This is a genomic window from Frankia sp. AvcI1, from assembly GCF_001420875.1.
Lineage (GTDB): Bacteria > Actinomycetota > Actinomycetes > Frankiales > Frankiaceae > Frankia > Frankia alni.
Map to the genome: position 1 here is coordinate 23,099 of NZ_LJFZ01000025.1, position 16,292 is coordinate 39,390.

9 protein-coding genes and 16 pseudogenes are annotated in these 16,292 nt (G+C 72.6%); 19 read left to right on the plus strand and 6 right to left on the minus strand.

Translation table 11 applies throughout. The features are described 5' to 3' along the window. The first annotated feature begins 34 nt into the window (after nucleotides 1-34). The 11 genes and pseudogenes from UK94_RS22545 to UK94_RS22565 all read left to right on the plus strand — a co-directional run bounded on the left by UK94_RS22545 (nucleotide 35) and on the right by UK94_RS22565 (nucleotide 6,005). Nucleotides 35-1,729, plus strand: a complete 1,695-nt coding sequence (locus UK94_RS22545; protein ID WP_011604628.1) for an AMP-binding protein — start codon at nucleotides 35-37, stop codon at nucleotides 1,727-1,729. A gap of 21 nt (nucleotides 1,730-1,750) precedes the next feature. Next, a pseudogene (locus UK94_RS74720) lies at nucleotides 1,751-1,793 on the plus strand (hypothetical protein); the annotation flags it as partial. A 1-nt stretch (nucleotide 1,794) separates the two neighbouring features. Further along, nucleotides 1,795-2,076, plus strand: a pseudogene (locus tag UK94_RS62250) (enoyl-CoA hydratase-related protein); the annotation flags it as partial. Nucleotide 2,077: 1 nt separating this feature from the next. Continuing rightward, nucleotides 2,078-2,324: pseudogene (locus UK94_RS62255) on the plus strand (enoyl-CoA hydratase-related protein); the annotation flags it as partial. A 1-nt stretch (nucleotide 2,325) separates the two neighbouring features. After that, nucleotides 2,326-2,598, plus strand: a pseudogene (locus tag UK94_RS62260) (enoyl-CoA hydratase); the annotation flags it as partial. 277 nt (nucleotides 2,599-2,875) lie between these two features. Continuing rightward, nucleotides 2,876-2,969 (plus strand): annotated as a pseudogene (locus tag UK94_RS62265) (pantothenate synthetase); the annotation flags it as partial. A 1-nt stretch (nucleotide 2,970) separates the two neighbouring features. Beyond that, a pseudogene (locus tag UK94_RS22555) lies at nucleotides 2,971-3,751 on the plus strand (pantoate--beta-alanine ligase); the annotation flags it as partial. A 93-nt stretch (nucleotides 3,752-3,844) separates the two neighbouring features. Beyond that, a pseudogene (locus UK94_RS62270) lies at nucleotides 3,845-4,148 on the plus strand (amidohydrolase); the annotation flags it as partial. Nucleotide 4,149: 1 nt separating this feature from the next. After that, nucleotides 4,150-4,646: pseudogene (locus UK94_RS62275) on the plus strand (amidohydrolase family protein); the annotation flags it as partial. A gap of 1 nt (nucleotide 4,647) precedes the next feature. Next, nucleotides 4,648-5,131, plus strand: a pseudogene (locus tag UK94_RS62280) (amidohydrolase family protein); the annotation flags it as partial. Nucleotides 5,132-5,186: 55 nt separating this feature from the next. Beyond that, nucleotides 5,187-6,005 carry an SDR family oxidoreductase gene (locus tag UK94_RS22565; RefSeq protein WP_011604624.1) on the plus strand — a complete coding sequence of 273 codons (819 nt, stop codon included), beginning with the start codon at nucleotides 5,187-5,189 and terminating at the stop codon, nucleotides 6,003-6,005. Between the two features lie 68 nt (nucleotides 6,006-6,073). Here UK94_RS22565 and UK94_RS22570 read toward each other — a convergent pair whose 3' ends face one another. After that, nucleotides 6,074-7,285 carry a CoA transferase gene (locus UK94_RS22570; protein ID WP_011604623.1) on the minus strand — a complete coding sequence of 404 codons (1,212 nt, stop codon included), beginning with the start codon at nucleotides 7,283-7,285 and terminating at the stop codon, nucleotides 6,074-6,076. Between the two features lie 397 nt (nucleotides 7,286-7,682). Between UK94_RS22570 and UK94_RS62285 the strand changes: the two genes are divergently transcribed. The 7 genes and pseudogenes from UK94_RS62285 to UK94_RS62325 all read left to right on the plus strand — a co-directional run. Continuing rightward, nucleotides 7,683-7,868 (plus strand): SDR family NAD(P)-dependent oxidoreductase (locus UK94_RS62285; RefSeq protein WP_235489278.1); only part of this gene is annotated, 186 nt, incomplete at its 3' end. 1 nt (nucleotide 7,869) lies between these two features. Continuing rightward, a pseudogene (locus tag UK94_RS62290) lies at nucleotides 7,870-8,068 on the plus strand (short-chain dehydrogenase); the annotation flags it as partial. Between the two features lies 1 nt (nucleotide 8,069). Next, nucleotides 8,070-8,115 (plus strand): annotated as a pseudogene (locus UK94_RS62295) (hypothetical protein); the annotation flags it as partial. A gap of 18 nt (nucleotides 8,116-8,133) precedes the next feature. Continuing rightward, nucleotides 8,134-8,480, plus strand: a pseudogene (locus UK94_RS62305) (SDR family oxidoreductase); the annotation flags it as partial. Between the two features lie 257 nt (nucleotides 8,481-8,737). Continuing rightward, nucleotides 8,738-9,010: pseudogene (locus tag UK94_RS62310) on the plus strand (amidohydrolase); the annotation flags it as partial. Between the two features lies 1 nt (nucleotide 9,011). Beyond that, a pseudogene (locus UK94_RS62315) lies at nucleotides 9,012-9,177 on the plus strand (amidohydrolase); the annotation flags it as partial. A gap of 44 nt (nucleotides 9,178-9,221) precedes the next feature. Further along, a pseudogene (locus tag UK94_RS62325) lies at nucleotides 9,222-10,030 on the plus strand (amidohydrolase family protein); the annotation flags it as partial. 83 nt (nucleotides 10,031-10,113) lie between these two features. Here the strand turns inward: UK94_RS62325 and UK94_RS22585 are convergent. The 3 genes from UK94_RS22585 to UK94_RS22595 form a co-directional block, all read right to left on the minus strand. Continuing rightward, on the minus strand, nucleotides 10,114-11,163 hold the full coding sequence (locus tag UK94_RS22585) for an SDR family oxidoreductase (protein WP_050997136.1): 1,050 nt from the start codon (nucleotides 11,161-11,163) through the stop codon (nucleotides 10,114-10,116). Nucleotides 11,164-11,230: 67 nt separating this feature from the next. Continuing rightward, nucleotides 11,231-13,132, minus strand: coding sequence for a glycoside hydrolase family 15 protein (locus tag UK94_RS22590; RefSeq protein WP_235489280.1), 1,902 nt, complete (start codon nucleotides 13,130-13,132; stop codon nucleotides 11,231-11,233). A 189-nt stretch (nucleotides 13,133-13,321) separates the two neighbouring features. Next, nucleotides 13,322-13,678 (minus strand): hypothetical protein (locus UK94_RS22595; protein WP_313949572.1); only part of this gene is annotated, 357 nt, incomplete at its 5' end. Nucleotides 13,679-13,786: 108 nt separating this feature from the next. On the opposite strand from UK94_RS22595, the pseudogene UK94_RS22600 reads away from it, so the two are divergent. Then, nucleotides 13,787-14,044: pseudogene (locus UK94_RS22600) on the plus strand (DNA-binding response regulator); the annotation flags it as partial. A 22-nt stretch (nucleotides 14,045-14,066) separates the two neighbouring features. Here the strand turns inward: UK94_RS22600 and UK94_RS62330 are convergent. Both UK94_RS62330 and UK94_RS34025 read right to left on the minus strand, forming a co-directional pair. Further along, entirely contained in the window at nucleotides 14,067-15,086 is a 1,020-nt protein-coding gene (locus UK94_RS62330; RefSeq protein WP_313949575.1) for an acetyl-CoA hydrolase/transferase C-terminal domain-containing protein, read from the minus strand. 276 nt (nucleotides 15,087-15,362) lie between these two features. Further along, nucleotides 15,363-15,539, minus strand: coding sequence for a hypothetical protein (locus UK94_RS34025; protein ID WP_157734398.1), 177 nt, complete (start codon nucleotides 15,537-15,539; stop codon nucleotides 15,363-15,365). Between the last annotated feature and the right edge of the window lie 753 nt (nucleotides 15,540-16,292).

The window sequence follows — 16,292 nt, forward strand, 5'->3', positions numbered from 1 at the left end:
AACATTAACGCTCGGAGCTTCGACGGAGTAGCCCGTGCCGACGAAACACATCCCGGATCCCTGCCTCGCCGACATCCTGCGCCGCAATGCGGAGCGGTTCGGCGACGTTCCCGCCTACCTGTACGAGGGGCGCAGCGTCACCCACCGTGAGCTGCTGCGTCGCGCGACGGCGATCGCGGCGGCCCTCGCCCGAGCCGGCCTGCGCCGCCAGGACCGGGTGGCCCTGCTCGGTCGCAACAGCATCGCCTTCGGTGAGGTACTGGCGGCCGGGCAGCTCAGCGGCCTCGTCATCGCAACCGTCAACTTCCGCCTCGCGGCGCCCGAGATCGCCCGCATCCTCACCGACGCGAAGCCTCGGGCGATCTTCGTCGACGCCGAGTTCCTGCCGATGGTGACGGCGCTGCGCGCGGAGCTCGGCCTCGAACTGGTCGTCCGTCTCGACGACCCGGCCGCGGACCCGGACGGCGCCGGCGTGAACGGCACGAACGTGAACGGCGCCGGCGTGAACGGCGCGAGCGTGGCCGCGGACGGCGCGGGCGGCGAGGTCGTGGGGCTGGCGGAGTTCCGCGACGCCGCGCTCGGCGACGCGCTGCCGTTCGCCGCCCGGCCCGACGACATCGCCTGCCTGATCTACACCAGCGGCACCACCGGCCGGCCGAAGGGCTGCATCATGGGCCAGCGGGAGATGTTCCGCGTCGGCCAGACGATGAACGTCGAGATGCGCACGGGCAGCGATGACCGGATCCTGCTGGTGATGCCGCTGTTCCACATCGGCGCGATGGCGATGGCCTTCGGCCTGCACGCCCGCGGCGGGACCGCGGTGCTGCACCGGCAGTTCGAGCCGGCGGCGCTGCTGGCCACGGTGCCGGCCGAGGGGATCACGGTGCTGCACCTGGCGCCGAGCATGCTGCAGGCGGTGCTGACCGAGGCCGGGGCGGGCCCGGGGGTGGCCGACCCGGCGCCGGTGGCGGCGCTGCGCGGGGTGCGCTCCATCGTCTACTCGGCCGCGCCCATCACGGCGCCGACGCTGGCCGCGGCGCTCGCCGCGATGCCGGACACCGGCTTCCTCAACCTGTACGGCCAGACCGAGGTGATCACCTCCGGGCTGCCCCGCGAACTGCACCGCGGCTCCGGGCCCGAGCGCGACCGCCGGCTCACCTCCGTCGGCTTCCCCTACCCGGACACCGAGATCCGCATCCTCGACGACGACGGGGCGCAGTGCCCGCCGGGCGTGCCCGGCGAGATCGTGGTGGCCTCGCCGGCGATGTTCCGCGGGTACTGGAACGACTCGGCGACCACCGGCGTGACCCTGGCCGAGGGCTGGTGCCACACCGGCGACGTCGGCGTGTTCGACGAGGAGGGTCTGCTGCACCTGGTCGACCGCAAGAAGGACGTCATCATCAGCGGCGGGGAGAACATCTACTCCCTCGAGGTCGAGGACGCCGTGCTCACCCACCCCGCCGTCGTGCAGTGCGCCGTGGTCGGCGTGCCCGACGAGCGCTGGGGCGAGGCCGTGTGCGCCGTCGTCGTCCTCGCCCCCGGCGCCACGCTCACCTCGGGCGAGCTGCGCGAGCACGTGGCCACCCGGATCGCCCGCTACAAGTCACCGCGGTCCGCGGTGGTCGTCGACGCACTACCCGTCCTGCCGACCGGAAAGATCGACAAGAAGGCGCTGCGTGCCCGGCTGGCGGCCGCGCCGCACGAGGTGCCGCGAGAGGTGTCCGCGTGAGCTACCGCTACATCGACTACNACACGCTCGGTGAGGGCCGGATCGCGCGGATCACCCTCAACCGNCCGAAGGCGCGCAACGCCCAGAACCGGGGCCTGCTCGTCGAGCTCGGGGAGGCGTTCGCCCGGGCGGAGGCCGACGACGGCGTGCGCGTGGTGATCCTGCGCGGCGCCGGGGCGTCGTTCTCCGCGGGCCACGACCTCGGCACCCCCGAAAGCATCGCCGAGCGCGACCCGGACGGCCCCGACCTGCATCCCACCTTCCTGTGCAACGGCGCCTCCTACGGCGGCGCGGAGAACCGCACCCGCCAGGAGTGGCACTACTACTACGAGAACACGAAGCGCTGGNGGAACCTGCGCAAGATCACCATCGCCCAGGTGCACGGCAACGTGCTGTCCGCCGGGCTGATGCTGGCCTGGTGCTGCGACCTGATCGTGGCCGCGGACAACACCGTGTTCGCCGACGTCGTCGGCACCCGCCTGGGCATGTGCGGGGTGGAGTACTTCGCCCACCCGTGGGAATTCGGCCCGCGCAAGGCCAAGGAGCTGCTGCTCACCGGCGACTCCCTCGGCGCCGACGAGGCCCACGCGCTGGGNATGGTGAGCAAGGTCTTCCCCGTCGCCGACGTCTCCGAGCGCACGGTGGAGTTCGCCGCCCGGATCGCGAAGGTCCCGACGATGGCGGCGCTGCTGGTCAAGGAGTCGGTCAACCAGGCGCAGGACGCGATGGGCTTCAGCTCGGCGCTCGACGCCGCCTTCACCCTGCACCAGCTCAACCACGCGCACTGGAGCGAGGTCTCCGGCGGCAAGGTGTACGTCGGCACCGCCGAGTACGGCCTGGACGACTGGCGCAACGCCCCCGCCATCCTGNCGGCCGACAAGAACCGGCCCTAGCCACCCGGCCTGCACAGCCCCGCTACACAACCCCGCTACACAACCCTTCCTGCCTACCTGAGCCACCGCGTTCGCGAGCAGTCGCGACGCGGTGGCTCAGTCGCGTCCGTCGACTGAACAGTTGTTCAGTAATCTGAACGGCACTTTGACACGGCGACAGCGATCCGTGAGTGTCATCACATCCCCTCACCATCTTTCCCCGCCCCTTTTCCCCGGAAGAGCGCGGCGATGATCCTCGACCCTGGAGCGCGTCATGATCACGACTGAGAAGCATGCCGAGGTCCGCGAGCTGCTCGACGCCGAGCGGGCGGCCGGGCGACGGGTCGCCATGGTCGGCACCAGCGGCGNCACCCACGCCGGGCACATCTCCCTGGTCGAACAGGCGAAGAAGGAGTGCGACGTCGTCGCGGTGTTCTGGAACGGGGCGCTGAAGCTGGAGTGGGCCTCCGGCGGCGTGCAGGCCTACAACCGCGACCTCGCCCACGACCAGGCGCTGTTCGAGGCGGCCGGCGTCGACATCTTCTACATCCCGATGCGCGACGACCTCTACCAGCGGCCCTCGAACACCTTCATGGCCATGCCGGGGATGCTGCGGCACCTGACCGGCATGCCCGAGGGCGAGCACATGGAGCTGCTCGTCACGATGGTCGCGACCCTGCTCAACATCGCGGGGCCCTGCCTGACGTTCTTCGGCGAGAAGGACTGGCAGCAGCTGGTGATGTTCCAGCGGATGGCCGAGGACCTGCACCTGCCGTCGCGGGTCATCGGCTGCCCCACCCGCCGGGAGCCCGACGGGGTGGCGATCTCCAGCCGCAACACCAAGCTCTCCCCCGAGCAGCGCGCCGCCGCGCCGGCGCTGTACGCCGCGCTGACCGCCGCGGCCGACGCGATCGCCGCCGGGGAACGCGACGCCCGCGCCGCGGCCGAGGTCGCCCTGGCCCGGCTGCGCCCGGTCGCCGACCCGGACTACATCGTCGCCGTCGAGGCCGCGACGCTGCGCCCGCTGGACACCCTCGACCCGGCCGCGGAGGGCGGGCCGAGCGACGGCGAGGTCCGCCTGCTCGCCTCGGTCCGCTTCGGCACCACCCCGCTGGTCGACAACATCGGCGTCACCGTCCCCACCGCCTGAGCGGCGGGGCCCACGTCCGCCCCGCCCCCNCCGCCACGGCCTGACAGCCGCGAACCGCCAACCGCCAACCGCCACCCCTGACAGGAGCGCCCCATGGATGTCGGTGACCTCATCCTCGTCAGCGTCGACGACCACGTCGTCGAGCCGCCCACCATGTTCGACGCGCACATCCCCGCCCGCTACCGCGACCGCGCGCCGCACGTCGTCGAGACCGCCGACGGCAACCAGATCTGGACCTACGAGGGGCAGATCACCCCGAACATCGGCCTCAACGCGGTCGCCGGCGTTCGCCCCGAGGACTACGGCTTAGACCCGACCCGGTTCGACCAGATGCGGCCGGGGTGTCACGACATCGACGAGCGCATCCGCGACATGAACGTCAACGGGGTGCTGGCCANCCTGAACTTCCCGACGTTCGCCCAGTTCTGCGGCCAGTTCCTCACCCGGGCCACCGCCGACCGCGAGCTCGGACTCGCCGTCGTGCGCGCCTACAACGACTGGCACATCGACGAGTGGGCCGGCGCGCATCCCGGCCGGATCATCCCGCTGGCCGTCATGCCGCTGTGGGACGCCGAGCTCATGGCCGCCGAGATCCGGCGGGTCGCCGCGAAGGGCTGCCGCGCGGTGACCTTCTCGGAGAACCCGGCGAAGCTCGGCCTGCCGAGCCTGCACAGCCGCTCCTGGGACCCGTTCTGGGCGGCCTGCGCCGAGACGGGCGTCGTCGTCTGCCTGCACATCGGCTCGTCGTCGCAGGTGCCGGTGACCGCCGAGGACGCGCCGATGGAGGTCTCCATCGCGCTCAGCCCGATGAACACCCAGTCGACCCTGACCGACCTGCTGTTCTCCGGCGTGCTCCCCCGCTACCCGGACCTGCGGATCGCGCTGTCCGAGGGCGNCATCGGCTGGATCCCCTACACCCTCGAGCGCTGCGACTACGTCTACCGCCACCACCGCGCGTGGACGGGCACCGAGCTCGGCGACCGGCTGCCCAGCGAGCTGTTCCGCGACCAGATCTACAGCTGCTTCATCGACGACCCGGCCGGTCTCGTGCTGCGCGAGCGGGTCGGCCTGCACACGATCATGTGGGAGTGCGACTACCCGCACGGCGACTCGACCTGGCCGAACAGCCCCGAGGAGCTGGCCCGCTCGCTGGCCGGCATCCCCGACGACGAGGTCAACGCGATCACGCACCTCAACGCGCTGCGGGCGTTCGACTTCGACGCCTTCTCCCACCGCCCGCGCGAGCGTTCCACCGTCGCCGCGCTGCGGGCCGAGGGCGCCGACGTCGACCTGACGCTGCGCCACATCCTGCGCGAGCACCGCGGCAGCACCCCGGGCGAGCTGGCCGCGATCGCCGTGCAGGCCGCGGGCAGGGGATGAGCGCCCCGCACCAGCAGCAGGTCCGGTCGTACCGGTCGCACCGAGAGGACGGCAGATGAGGCTTCAGGGCAAGGTCGCGCTGGTCACCGGCGGCACCGCCGGCATCGGCGCCGGGATCGTGCGGATGTTCGTCGCCGAGGGCGCGGCGGTGGCGTTCACCGGGCGCAACATCGAGACCGGCACCACGCTGGAGAAGGAGTTACGCGACGCCGGCGGCACCGCGACCTTCGTGCGCGCCGACAACAAGATCGAGTCGGAGGTCGCGGGTGCCATCGCCGCGACCGTCGACGCCTATGGCCCGGTCACCGTGCTGGTGAACAACGCGGCGGCGACGGACGTGACGATCAGCGGCGTCGACAACCACGTCGACGAGATCACCAACGAGGACTGGGACTACACCGTCCGGACCGCGCTGTACGGGACGCTGTGGGCGAGCAAGTACGCGATCCCGCACATGCGCACGGCGGGCGGCGGCTCGATCATCAACATCTCGGCGTCGTCGAGCATCCTGTCCGTGCGCTCCCGGCCCGCCTACCAGGCGTCCAAGGGTGCGATCAACGCGCTGACCCGGCAGATGTCGGTCGACTACGGCCCGGACTCCATCCGCGCCAACGCGATCATCGTCGGGTTCATCAACACCGAGGGCGACGTCATGCGCAAGCTGCTCGCCGACGAGGAGTACATGCACGTCATCCGCAGCATGCTGTCGCTGCCGCGGCTCGGCGAGCCCGCCGACATCGCCGCCGCCGCGGTCTACCTGGCGGCCGACGAGTCGAAGTACGTCACCGGCACGCAGCTCACCGTCGACGGCGGCGCGACCAGCCACCAGCCGGTCGTCCCCCGCGTCGTCCCCCACGAGCCGGTCGCCGGCTAGCGGTCGCGGGCAGGCGGGCCGGATCCGCTGGGCGACCGGCGGATCCGGCCCGGGTCACGGGCGGCGGGTCAGGCGGCCGGGGGGCTGCCGAGGACGCCGTCCTTGACCAGACGGTCGATCTCGTCGGTGTCGTAGCCCACCTCGCGCAGCACCTCGCGGGAGTGCTCGCCGAGCGCGGGCGCGCCCAGGCGCATCACCGGATGCGCGTCGTCGAACTGGGCCGGCGCGGCGGGCAGGCGCAGCCCGGGGCGGGTCGGATGGGCCATGAGGTAGCCGTTGTCGACGACGGCCGGGTCGGCGACGACCTCCTCGGGCACCGCGTAGAACGAGAAGATGCAGTCCTGCTCCCGCAGCCGGGCGTCGAACTCGGCGCGGGTGAGCGCGCCGATCGCCGCGCGGAACGCCTCGCCCAGCTCGCCCCAGGCGGCCCGGCGCGACGCGGCGTCCGGGTAGGCGTCGATCAGCTCGGGCAGACCGACGGCGGTGCAGGCGGGCGCCCAGTAGCGGGCCTCGTCGAGCATCACGAGGTTGACGAAGCGGCCGTCGCCGGTGCGGTAGGTGTTGACCAGGGGGCTGCGCGGGCCGCCGCCGGTCATCTGCATCTGGCGGCCGGTCAGCGAGCTGTAGGCCAGGTCGGGGCCCATCGTCCAGGTCGCGCCGTTCAGCAGGGCGGTGTCGACGACGACGCCCTTGCCGGTGCGCAGGACTCCGACGAGGGCGGCGCAGACCGCGCCCGCGAGGAACATGCCCGTCGGCACGTCACCGAGGGCCGGGCGCTGCATCGTCGGCTCCGGCGCGTCCGGCGCGGTGAGCACGTGGGCGACGCCGCCGCGGGCCCAGTAGGAGACCCCGTCGTAGCCGCCGGCCTCGGCGTCCGGGCCGGCCTGGCCCTGGCCGTGGCCCTTGGCCACGACGAGCTTCGGGTTGAGGGCCAGCAGGTCCGCGGGTTCGGTGCGCAGCTTGCGGCGCACCCGGGGCAGCTGGTTGGTGATGTAGACGTCCGCCCAGCGGACGAGCCGTTCGAACACGGCCCGGCCGGCCGCCGTCTCCACGTCGAGCGCGACGCCCCGCTTGTTGCGGTTGACCAGCTCGAACATGAACTCCTCACCGTCGGCCTCGGGCACGAGGCGGTTGGCGTGGATCTGGCGCATCGGATCGCCGGTGGGCCGTTCCAGCTTGACGACGTCCGCGCCGAAGTCGGCCAGCGCCGCCGCGGCGGACGGCACGAAACCGTGCTCGGAGAACTCCAGCACCCTGATACCCGCGAGGGGAAACGTCATAAGATCAACACCTGGTCTCCCTGTGGTCGGCCGGCCGGCCGCACCCCATGATGATCACCGGAGTTCGGGATCACCTCGTCCGTTCGTCAGTTCGTCAGGGCGACCGAAACTTGACGGAAGCATCAAGTTTCCCCCGCACCAGCCCGGCACGGGGGCCGGTTCGGCCGCCCACGCCCCGCGTGGCCGCGCCGCCGATGCGTTGACGCTCCCGCCAGGACGTTCCTAGAATTGTGTTCTACATCGCGGCTGCCGGCTTGACCACACCTCGTTCCCCGCCGCGAACCCCGCCGCGAGGCGCGGGGCCCCGGGAGCCGACCGCCGTTCCCCACCTGACCACCCGACGCCCCGGCCGCAGGCCGGCGGGCGAGCGGGCACCCACGCCCAGGAGGCACAACGCATGGATCTCGGGATCGCCGGCAAGGTCGTCTTCTTAACCGGCGGGAGCAAGGGGATGGGCCGCGAGGCCGCCCGCCTGCTGGCCGCCGAAGGCTGCAAGGTGGCGATCGTCGCCCGGACGAAGACCGCCATCGACGAGGCCGTCGAGCAGATCACGGCCGACGGCGGCACCGCGATCGGGGTGTCGNCCGACCTCACCGACCGCGCCGACGTCGACCGGGCGGTCGCCGAGGTCACGGCGACGTTCGGGCCGCCGCTGATCGTGATCGGCCAGACCGTGTTCAACATTCCGGGCGACTTCGAGGACATCACCGAGCCCGAGCACTATGTCGAGTCGTTCCGCAGCTACACGATGAGCCAGGTCTACCTGCTGCACGCCGTGCTGCCNGGGATGCGCGAGGCCGGCTGGGGCCGCTTCGTCCACATCGGCTCGGNGACCGCCAAGGAGCCGNTGGGCGCGATCCACCACGCCATCGCCAACGCCACCCGCCCGTCGACGATCGGCCTGCTCAAGACCGTCTCCGACGAGTACGCCCGCTACGGCATCACCGTGAACACGGTCGCGCCGGGCTGGATCGAGACCGCCAACGCGATCGCGTACATGGACGCCAACGTCGGCGTGCACGACGCCGACGCCCGCCGCGAGTGGATGCGCACCAACGCCGGGGTGCCCGCCGCGCGCCTCGGCCGCCCGGACGAGATCGCCTCGATGATCGTCTACCTGTGCTCGGAGCAGGCCGGCTACGTCACCGGCAACTGGATCGAGGTCGACGGCGGCCACCACCGCTCGGCGTTCTGAGCCCCGCCGGGATCGGGCCGCCCCCGGCGGTCCGAGGCCGGCAGCTCTTCCGTCCCCGCCAACGCCCTCATCGCTGACAACGCTTTCATCGCCGACAACGCTTCCATCACTGAAGACGCTTCCATCACTGACAACGCCCTCATCCTGACGGTAGTCTTAGTAGTGTTACAGCTCATAGAGCTGCGTCACGTTCACCGACGAGGAGCTGGGAGGCATCTGGTGCGTTCCTCCGTCCTCCGCAAGCGTCAAGGAGTGTCATGCAGGTCGAAGACCTTATTCTGATCAGCGTCGACGACCACGTCGTGGAACCGCCCACGCTGTTCGACGCGCACATCCCGGCGAAGTACAAGGACCGGGCTCCGCACATCGTCAAGGGCCCCAACGGCGGCGACCTGTGGGCGTTCGAGGACGGCTTCGCCCCGAACGTCGGCCTCAACGCCGTCGCCGGCTGTCCCCCGGAGGAGTACGGGCTCGACCCCACCGAGTACGCCCAGATGCGCCCCGGCTGCTACGACGCCGACGAGCGCGTGNGGGACATGAGCGCCGGCGGCGTGCTCGCCGGCATCAACTTCCCCACCTTCCCGCACTTCTGCGGCCAGCTCTTCCTTCGCGCGAAGGACAAGGACCTCGCGCTGGCCAGCGTGCGCGCCTACAACGACTGGCACATCGACGAGTGGGCCGGCTCCCACCCGGACCGNCTGATCCCGATCAGCCTGCCGGTGCTGTGGGACCCCGAGCTCNCCGCCGAGGAGGTCCGCCGGGTCGCGGCGAAGGGCGCCCGCGCGGTGACCTTCTCCGAGAACCCGACCAAGCTGGGCCTGCCGAGCTACCACACCGAGTACTGGGACCCGTTCCTGCGCGCCTGCGCGGACAACAACGTGGTCGTGTGCATCCACATCGGCTCGTCGTCGTCGATGAACATCACCGCCCCGGACGCGCCGCCGGAGGTCATGATCGCCCTGACCCCGGTGAACAGCCTGATGGCGGTCACCGACCTGGTCTTCTCCGGGATCTTCAAGCGGATCCCGAACCTGCAGATGGCCCTGTCCGAGGGGGGCATCGGCTGGCTGCCCTACGCCCTCGAGCGCGCCGACTACGTCTACCAGCACCACCACGCGTGGACGTTCACCGACCTCGGCGGCCGGCTGCCCAGCCAGGTCTTCTACGACCACATCTGGACCTGCTTCATCGACGACCCGGTGGGCGTGAAGCTGCGCGACCAGGTCGGCATCGACAAGATCATGTGGGAGCTGGACTACCCGCACTCGGACTCCACCTGGCCGCACGGTCCCGAGAAGCTGTTCAAGGACCTTGCCGGGGTCTCGGACGCCGACATCAACAAGATCACCCATGAGAACGCGATGCGGGCCTTCTCGTTCGACCCCTTCGCCATCCGGCCGCGGGAGAAGTGCACCGTCGCGGCGCTGCGCGCCGAGGCGGCCGACGTCGACATCGAGCCCAAGAGCATGGGTCGCCGCAAGGCGGAGGCCGACTCCGGCAACGCCTCGCTGCTCGGCTCCGTGGCCGCCACGGGCAGCTCGGGCCAGTAGTCCCACCCGCATAGTCCCACCCGCGCGGTCCGGCCGGTTCCGGCCGGCCCGCGCGGTCACGTCCACGACCGTGCCGGCCTCGCTCAGACGTCGGCCGTGTGCCGCGCGGGGGCGCCGGTCGTGGGTCGGGGGCGCTGCGCGCGGGGGCGCCGGCGGTCTCGGACGGTGGCGACCAGGGCCCGGGCGAACGTGCGGCCGGTCTGGGGCAGCGAGCGCAGGAAACCGGGGTCGGTGAACCCGCCGGCGCGGTCGTCGAAGATGCCGTGCGCCCCGGCGTCGCGGTCACCGTCGGCCGGCGCGCGCAGGTTGTCCGGCCGGTCCGGCGCCAGCGGGGCGTCGGTGAGCTGGGACTCCCACGCGCCCAGGGCGGCGTAGTGGTTGCCGAAGCCGGGAGCGATCGAACCGGCGGCGACCAGGGCCTTGTTCCACGACCCGATGATTTTCGAGCGGCGGCCGTCGACGGCGGCGCGCACGATGACCTTCGCGCACAGCTCCGGCTGGTAGATCGGCGGGACGGGCTGGGGGTGGCGGTCCAGCGAGGTGTGGCACCAGGAGAACTGCGGGGTGTTGACCGCGGGCAGGTGCACCATTGACATCCGGACTCTGCTGCCGTCGTGCAGCAGTTCGGCGCGGGCCGATTCGAAGAAGCCGCGGCTGGCGAACTTCGCCGCGCAGTACGGGGCCTGCAGCGGGATACCGATGAAGGCCAGGGCCGAGCCGACGTTGACGATCGAGCCGCGGTCGCGGGGGCGCATCCTGGTCAGCGCGGCCATGGTGCCCCAGACCTGACCGAGGAACGTGACCTCGATCGCCCGCTGGAAGTCCGCCGGCGAGGTCTGCGCCAGCGGGGCGAAGCTGGTCGTCATGGCGTTGTTGACCCACACGTCGAGGGGCCCGAGTCGGTCCTCCACGGTGGTGGCGGCGCGGTCCACCGCCGCGTGGTCGGCGACGTCGGTGGGCAGGACGAGCGCGCGCCTTCCGCGCGACTCGATCTCGGCCGCCGCCGTCTGCAGCCCGGCGCGTCCGCGCGCCAGCAGTGCGACGTCGTAGCCGTGATCGGCCAGGGCGAGCGCCGTGGCCCGTCCGACTCCCGCCGACGCCCCGGTTACCAGAGCCACCTTGCGTTCCGCCATGCCGGCCTGCCTCCATTCAGCGTGAGCTGCCATTCATCGCCGCTGCCGATCCCCCGCGCGGGCCTCCCTACCCGCCATCCCGGTGTTCATCCGGGGCGAGAACAGCGGCGCATTCCAGCAGCAGGGCGTGGACGAACGCCTGCGGCAGGTTGCCGCGCAGCTGGCGTTGGTCGACGTCGAACTCCTCCGCGAACAGGCCGGGGCTGCCGCAGCTCGCCCGCGCGCGTTCGAACAGCACCCGCGCGCCGAGCCGGTCGCCCCGGTCATGGCGGGCCAGGGCGAGCAGGAAGCCGCAGAGCAGGAAGGCGCCTTCGGAGTCGCCGAGCGGCCCGCCACCGTCCGGGGGAAACCGGTAGACGTAGTCGTCGCGGACGAGCTCGGCCTCCACCGCGGCGACGGTGGCCCGGCTGCGGGGGTCGTCGGGCCGCAGCGCGCCGCGCAGGGCCGGCAGCAGCAGCGACGCGTCGATCCGCCGATCGCCGGGACTGCGTTGCCAGCGGCCGCCGGGATGCAGGCAGTCGGCGCTGACGTCGGCCAGGATCGCCTCGGCCAGGTCGTGCCAGCGGGAGGCCAGCCGGGCCGGCGCGTGGGCCGCGACTGCGTGCAGGCCGCTGACGCAGGTCAGCCGGGAGTGGGCCCACCGCCGGTCGTCGATCTCCCAGATGCCGGCGTCGGGTTCGTGGCCGCGACGCACGATCGCGTCGACCGCCGCCTGCGCGGCCCGCCAGCCGTCGGCGTCGAGCCGGCCGTGGCGGGCGGCGAGGCCGAACAGCTCGAGCGCCTCGCCGAACGCGTCGAGCTGGAACTGGCCGCCCGCCCGGTTGCCCGCCCGGTCGGATCCGCCCGGGTACCCGGCGAGGTGGGACAGCACGCGCTCGTCGGGCACCGCGCCACCGCGGGTCGTGTAGGCGGGTTTCATCGCCGGGCCGTCGGCCAGCAGCCGCTGCGCCACGAAGCCGACCGAGGTGTCGAGCAGCCGGTACTGGCGGTGCGCGACGACCGCCCGTCCGGCGTAGCACTGGTCGCGGATCCAGGCGTAGCGGTAGTCGTAGTTGCGCCCGGCGCGGGCCCGCTCGGGCAGGCTCATCGTCGCGGCCGCCGCCATCCCTCCCGCGCTGCTGGTGAGCCCGGTCAGGACCGCGAGCGCCTGCTCGGTGTCGTGGACGGCCAGAGCACCGGCGGCCAGGGAGCCGGCAGCCGGTGCACCGACGGCGTCGCGCCACCCGGCCTCGGTCGCCCGCCACAGGTCCCACGCGCCGCCGACCCGCGGCCGCCGCAGGGGCCGGTCGGAGATCTCCAACAGCAGGTCGTGCTGCTCGCCGGCCGCCAGCTTCAGCGTGACGACCAACGGTCCGCCACCGGTGCGGGTCGCGTTCGCGGCGCCCCACCAGCGGAAGGTCACCGGCCCGGACCGGCCGGTCCAGGCGGCGCCCGCGCCGTGCTCGCCCCCGTACCCACCGTCGTACCCACCGTCGCGTTCGTCGCCGAGGGTGAGCTCGCCCATGTCCGCCAGGCCGAAACCGGCCCGGACGTCGAGGACGACCCGGATCTGCGCGGAGCCGGCCAGGACCCGGATGCGGCGCAGGACCACCGCGGTGTGCGGGTCGGCGGGCAGCGCGAGCGCGTCGCGGCACTCGACGACGCCGTCGGTGGTGACCCAGCGCCCGTTCCAGATCAGCGACCGGCGGTCGTAGTGGCCGCCCCAGCTGTAGCGGCCGACCGGCGTGACCGCGTAGCAGCCGGCGCCGCCGATCAGCGTGGCGAAGACGGCGTCGGAGTCCCAGCTCGGCGCGCACATCCAGGCCAGGTCGCCGTCCGGGCCGACCAGCGCCCCACGCTCCCCGTCGCCGAGGAAGGCGTAGTCGCGCAGGACGTGCGGGGGGAACCAGCCGCTCGGGTCGCCCCCGTCCGGCCCCGCGGCGTCCGGCACGCCGTCGTTCGGCACGCCGTCGTTCGGCACAGCCGACATGCCCACGTCCCCCTCCCCTCGCACCAGGCAGGAACCGCCTGCGCGCTTACCGCCGCTCAACCTCCGCATACCTTGTGTCCCCACAGGGACGGACAAACCCGATTGGTCCCGCCGGTCTGACCGGTCTGACCGGTCTTCCGGACACCGCGCCCACCCTGCGGACGCTCGCCGGATCCAGCGGGCGGCCTGTCAGCGATCCCGGCCGAACACCCTGGCCGGGTCCTCGATGAGGTTGCCCTTCTGGTCGTAGACGGCGACCCCCGACGATCTCAATGCCAGGGCGCTGCGGCGCAGATGGTGGGCGCACAGCAGGATGTCGACCTCGTGGGCACGCGTCTCGCTCGGGGCGAGCGTTACCTGGGCGACCGGCTCGGAGGGGCAGCAGCAGGACCGGCTGCCGGGCTCGATCGCCCGGTGCGGCGGGCGCGGGCCCACCCTGGGCGCACCGTTCTGCACATCCGGCCTGGCCGTCACGGCCGACCGGGACTGGTGAATGCCGGGGAGATTCATGAGAGGACCATCCCGCGGCAGCCATCCGGCCACACGNGTCGATCGTCCTGCCCGGGAAGACAAACGGTCCGCTCCGCCCGGAGTCGGACATGCCGCACCGGGATGGTGGTGACGGTGCACCCTGCCGCCTGCTCCGAGCCGTGCTCCGCCCACCCCGACATCGCCTGTCTGATTCTGACGTCGTACGACGACGACGACGAGGCGCTGTTCTCCGCCATCATGGCGGGCGCGGCCGGCTACGTGCTCAAGGAGATCCGTGGCAACGACCTCGTGAGCGCCATCCGGGCGGTCGCGGCCGGGCAGTCGTTGCTCTCCCCGTCGGTCACCCGCCGTGTGCTGGAACGCATGCGCGAAGGGCCGAAGACGGACCCGGCGCTGGCCTCCCTCAGCGCCCGGGAACGCGCCCGGGCAGCCGCGGTGCCGCTCAGCCCGAGGGCGTCGCGGCCGTGGCCTCGACGTGCCGGGTGAGCCCGTCGCGGGCGCGCGGGTCGGCGACGTGGGCGATGATGTCCCGGGCCTGTCCCTGCACGCTGCGCCCCCACAGTGCGGCCGTGCCGTGCTCACTGACGACATAGCTGTGTTGGAAGCTGGTCGTCGGCTCGTCGAGTGCCGCCACGACGGTCGAGGTGTCCGACTTGGCATGCCAGCTCGGCAGCGCGATCACCGCATGCCCGCCCGGCGCGTGCAGAGCACCGGCGACGAAGTCGGGCTGCCCGCCGAAACCGGACCAGACCCGCCCCCGCACGTGCGAGGCGTTCACCTGAGCGTGCAGGTCGACCTGCAACGCCGTGTTGATCGACGTCATCGCCGGCTGGCGGGCGATCACGCCGGGATCGTTCACGGTCTCGGTACGCAGCAGCCGCACCCGCGGGTTGCGGTCCACCCACCCGTACAGCTCCGCCGAGCCGAACAGGAAGCTGGTGACCAGATCGGCGCCGGTGTCGAGCGCGCCCGCCCGGTCGAGGGCCAGCACGCCGTCGGAGAACGTCTCGGTCCAGACCCGCAGCCCGCGACGGCCGGTCAGCGCGGCGAGCGTGGCGTTCGGCACCCCACCGATGCCGAGCTGCAGGGTCGCGCCGTCGGCCACCAGGGCCGCGACCCGCTCCCCGATCGCCCGCACCACCTCGTCTCCCGCCCGGACCGCGGGGTTCGGCAGGGGCTGGTGCGCCTCGACGGCCAGGTCGACGATGTCCAACGCCAGCTCCCCGTCGCCGAACGTGTACGGCATCGCCGGGTTCAGCTGGGCGATCACCAGCCCGCCGCCGGCCCGTGCCGCCTCCACCGCCGCCGGCAGGATGTTGACCTCAGTGCCGAGCGACACCCGCCCGTTCACCGGCGGGCTGGTGTGCAGCACGACCACATCGGGCCGGCAGGGCCCTGCCAGCAGGCGGGGAACCAGGCTCAGCCGGCAGGGCACGTACTCCAGCGTCGCCACCCCCCGCATGCCGGGACCGACGAACGGCGTCACCGGCGACACCCCCGCTCGCACCGGCAGACCCACCTGCGGATTGAGCACGAACAGCCGGTAGGACTCGACGACCTCGTCCACCGCCCNCAGCGCCACCGTCGGACTCGCGAAGTTCCCCGACGCCACCACCACCGGCCGCCGGCTGCCGGCGCCGTCACCGCGACCGGCGAGGTGCCCCGCGACCATCTGGCCGAGCAGGGACGTGCTGACGACTCGCATACCCTCATCGTCGCAATCCGCGGCCGGGGGCGATCAGGTACCCGGCCTCAACCGCTCGCGGCCACGCCACGTGCCGTCCCCGACGATGCCGGCAACCCCGATGCCGGCAACCCCGATGCCGGCAACCCCGATGCCACCCCCGGCGAGGTCGACGCCGCGGTGGCGGCGAGGCGCGCTCTCGCTGCTGGTACCGGACGTACGCGAAGGCATCCCGCGCCGCCTCCATGGTGTCGTGCACCAACCGGCCGCTGAGACACTCGCGGATCGCCGTTTCGGCCGCCGCGAGGGACACCGCGCCGGTCAGCGCGGCAAAGCCGCCCAGCAGGGCGGTGTTGGGCGTGCCCATCCGAGCTCACGCCGCGCGATCTCGCCGGCGGGCACCGCCAACGTGCGCTCCGGTCGGCGGCCGCCTGCAGCCGGTCCCACCGGCCCGTTACCTCTGGTGCGGGCGGGACGGAGGAAGGTGGGTTGTCCGGCGGCTCCGGCGGTGCCGGCGTGCCGAAGGTCCTGGCCGGCGAGCCGTTCGTCCCTGTCCACCGCGGGCCGGCGGGGCGAATCTCGACGGACACCGGTTGCGCCGCGTCGACGACGGCCCGGAGCTCGTCCCGGCGAGGATCTCCCGGGCGGCGGTTACAGCGGGGCGGCCCAGTGCAGGTGGGTGCCCCCGCCGGTCGGCGTGGCGAGGGTGCGGGTGCCACCGAGCTGCTCGGCGCGTCTGCCGGGTAATCGTGCGCAGGTCGCCCCCGGAGGGACCGAAGGTCCGCCGCCACCGGGACGAAGGTCCCGACACGCCCCGCGAACAGCCCACCGCGACGGGCCGGTCGTCGCCCTCCCCGCGGCACTTCTCGGCGACGAGTGCCGGAAGGCACCCGGCCGCGGGTCCTTCGGACCTGCCGAGGCCGACCTTCCGGGCCTGGCCGGGCCCGGCTGGGCCTGGCCGGGCGACGCGGAATCGGACACCTG

Excerpts from the sequence above, each read along its gene's own strand:
- UK94_RS22565 (WP_011604624.1), top strand. The coding sequence starts at position 5,187 with ATGAGGCTTCAGGGCAAGGTCGCGCTGGTCACCGGCGGCACCGCCGGC.
- UK94_RS22570 (WP_011604623.1), bottom strand. The coding sequence starts at position 7,285 with ATGACGTTTCCCCTCGCGGGTATCAGGGTGCTGGAGTTCTCCGAGCAC.
- UK94_RS22585 (WP_050997136.1), bottom strand. The coding sequence starts at position 11,163 with ATGGCGGAACGCAAGGTGGCTCTGGTAACCGGGGCGTCGGCGGGAGTC.
- UK94_RS22590 (WP_235489280.1), bottom strand. The coding sequence starts at position 13,132 with ATGTCGGCTGTGCCGAACGACGGCGTGCCGAACGACGGCGTGCCGGAC.
- UK94_RS62330 (WP_313949575.1), bottom strand. The coding sequence starts at position 15,086 with ATGCGGGGGGTGGCGACGCTGGAGTACGTGCCCTGCCGGCTGAGCCTG.
- UK94_RS34025 (WP_157734398.1), bottom strand. The coding sequence starts at position 15,539 with ATGCCTTCGCGTACGTCCGGTACCAGCAGCGAGAGCGCGCCTCGCCGC.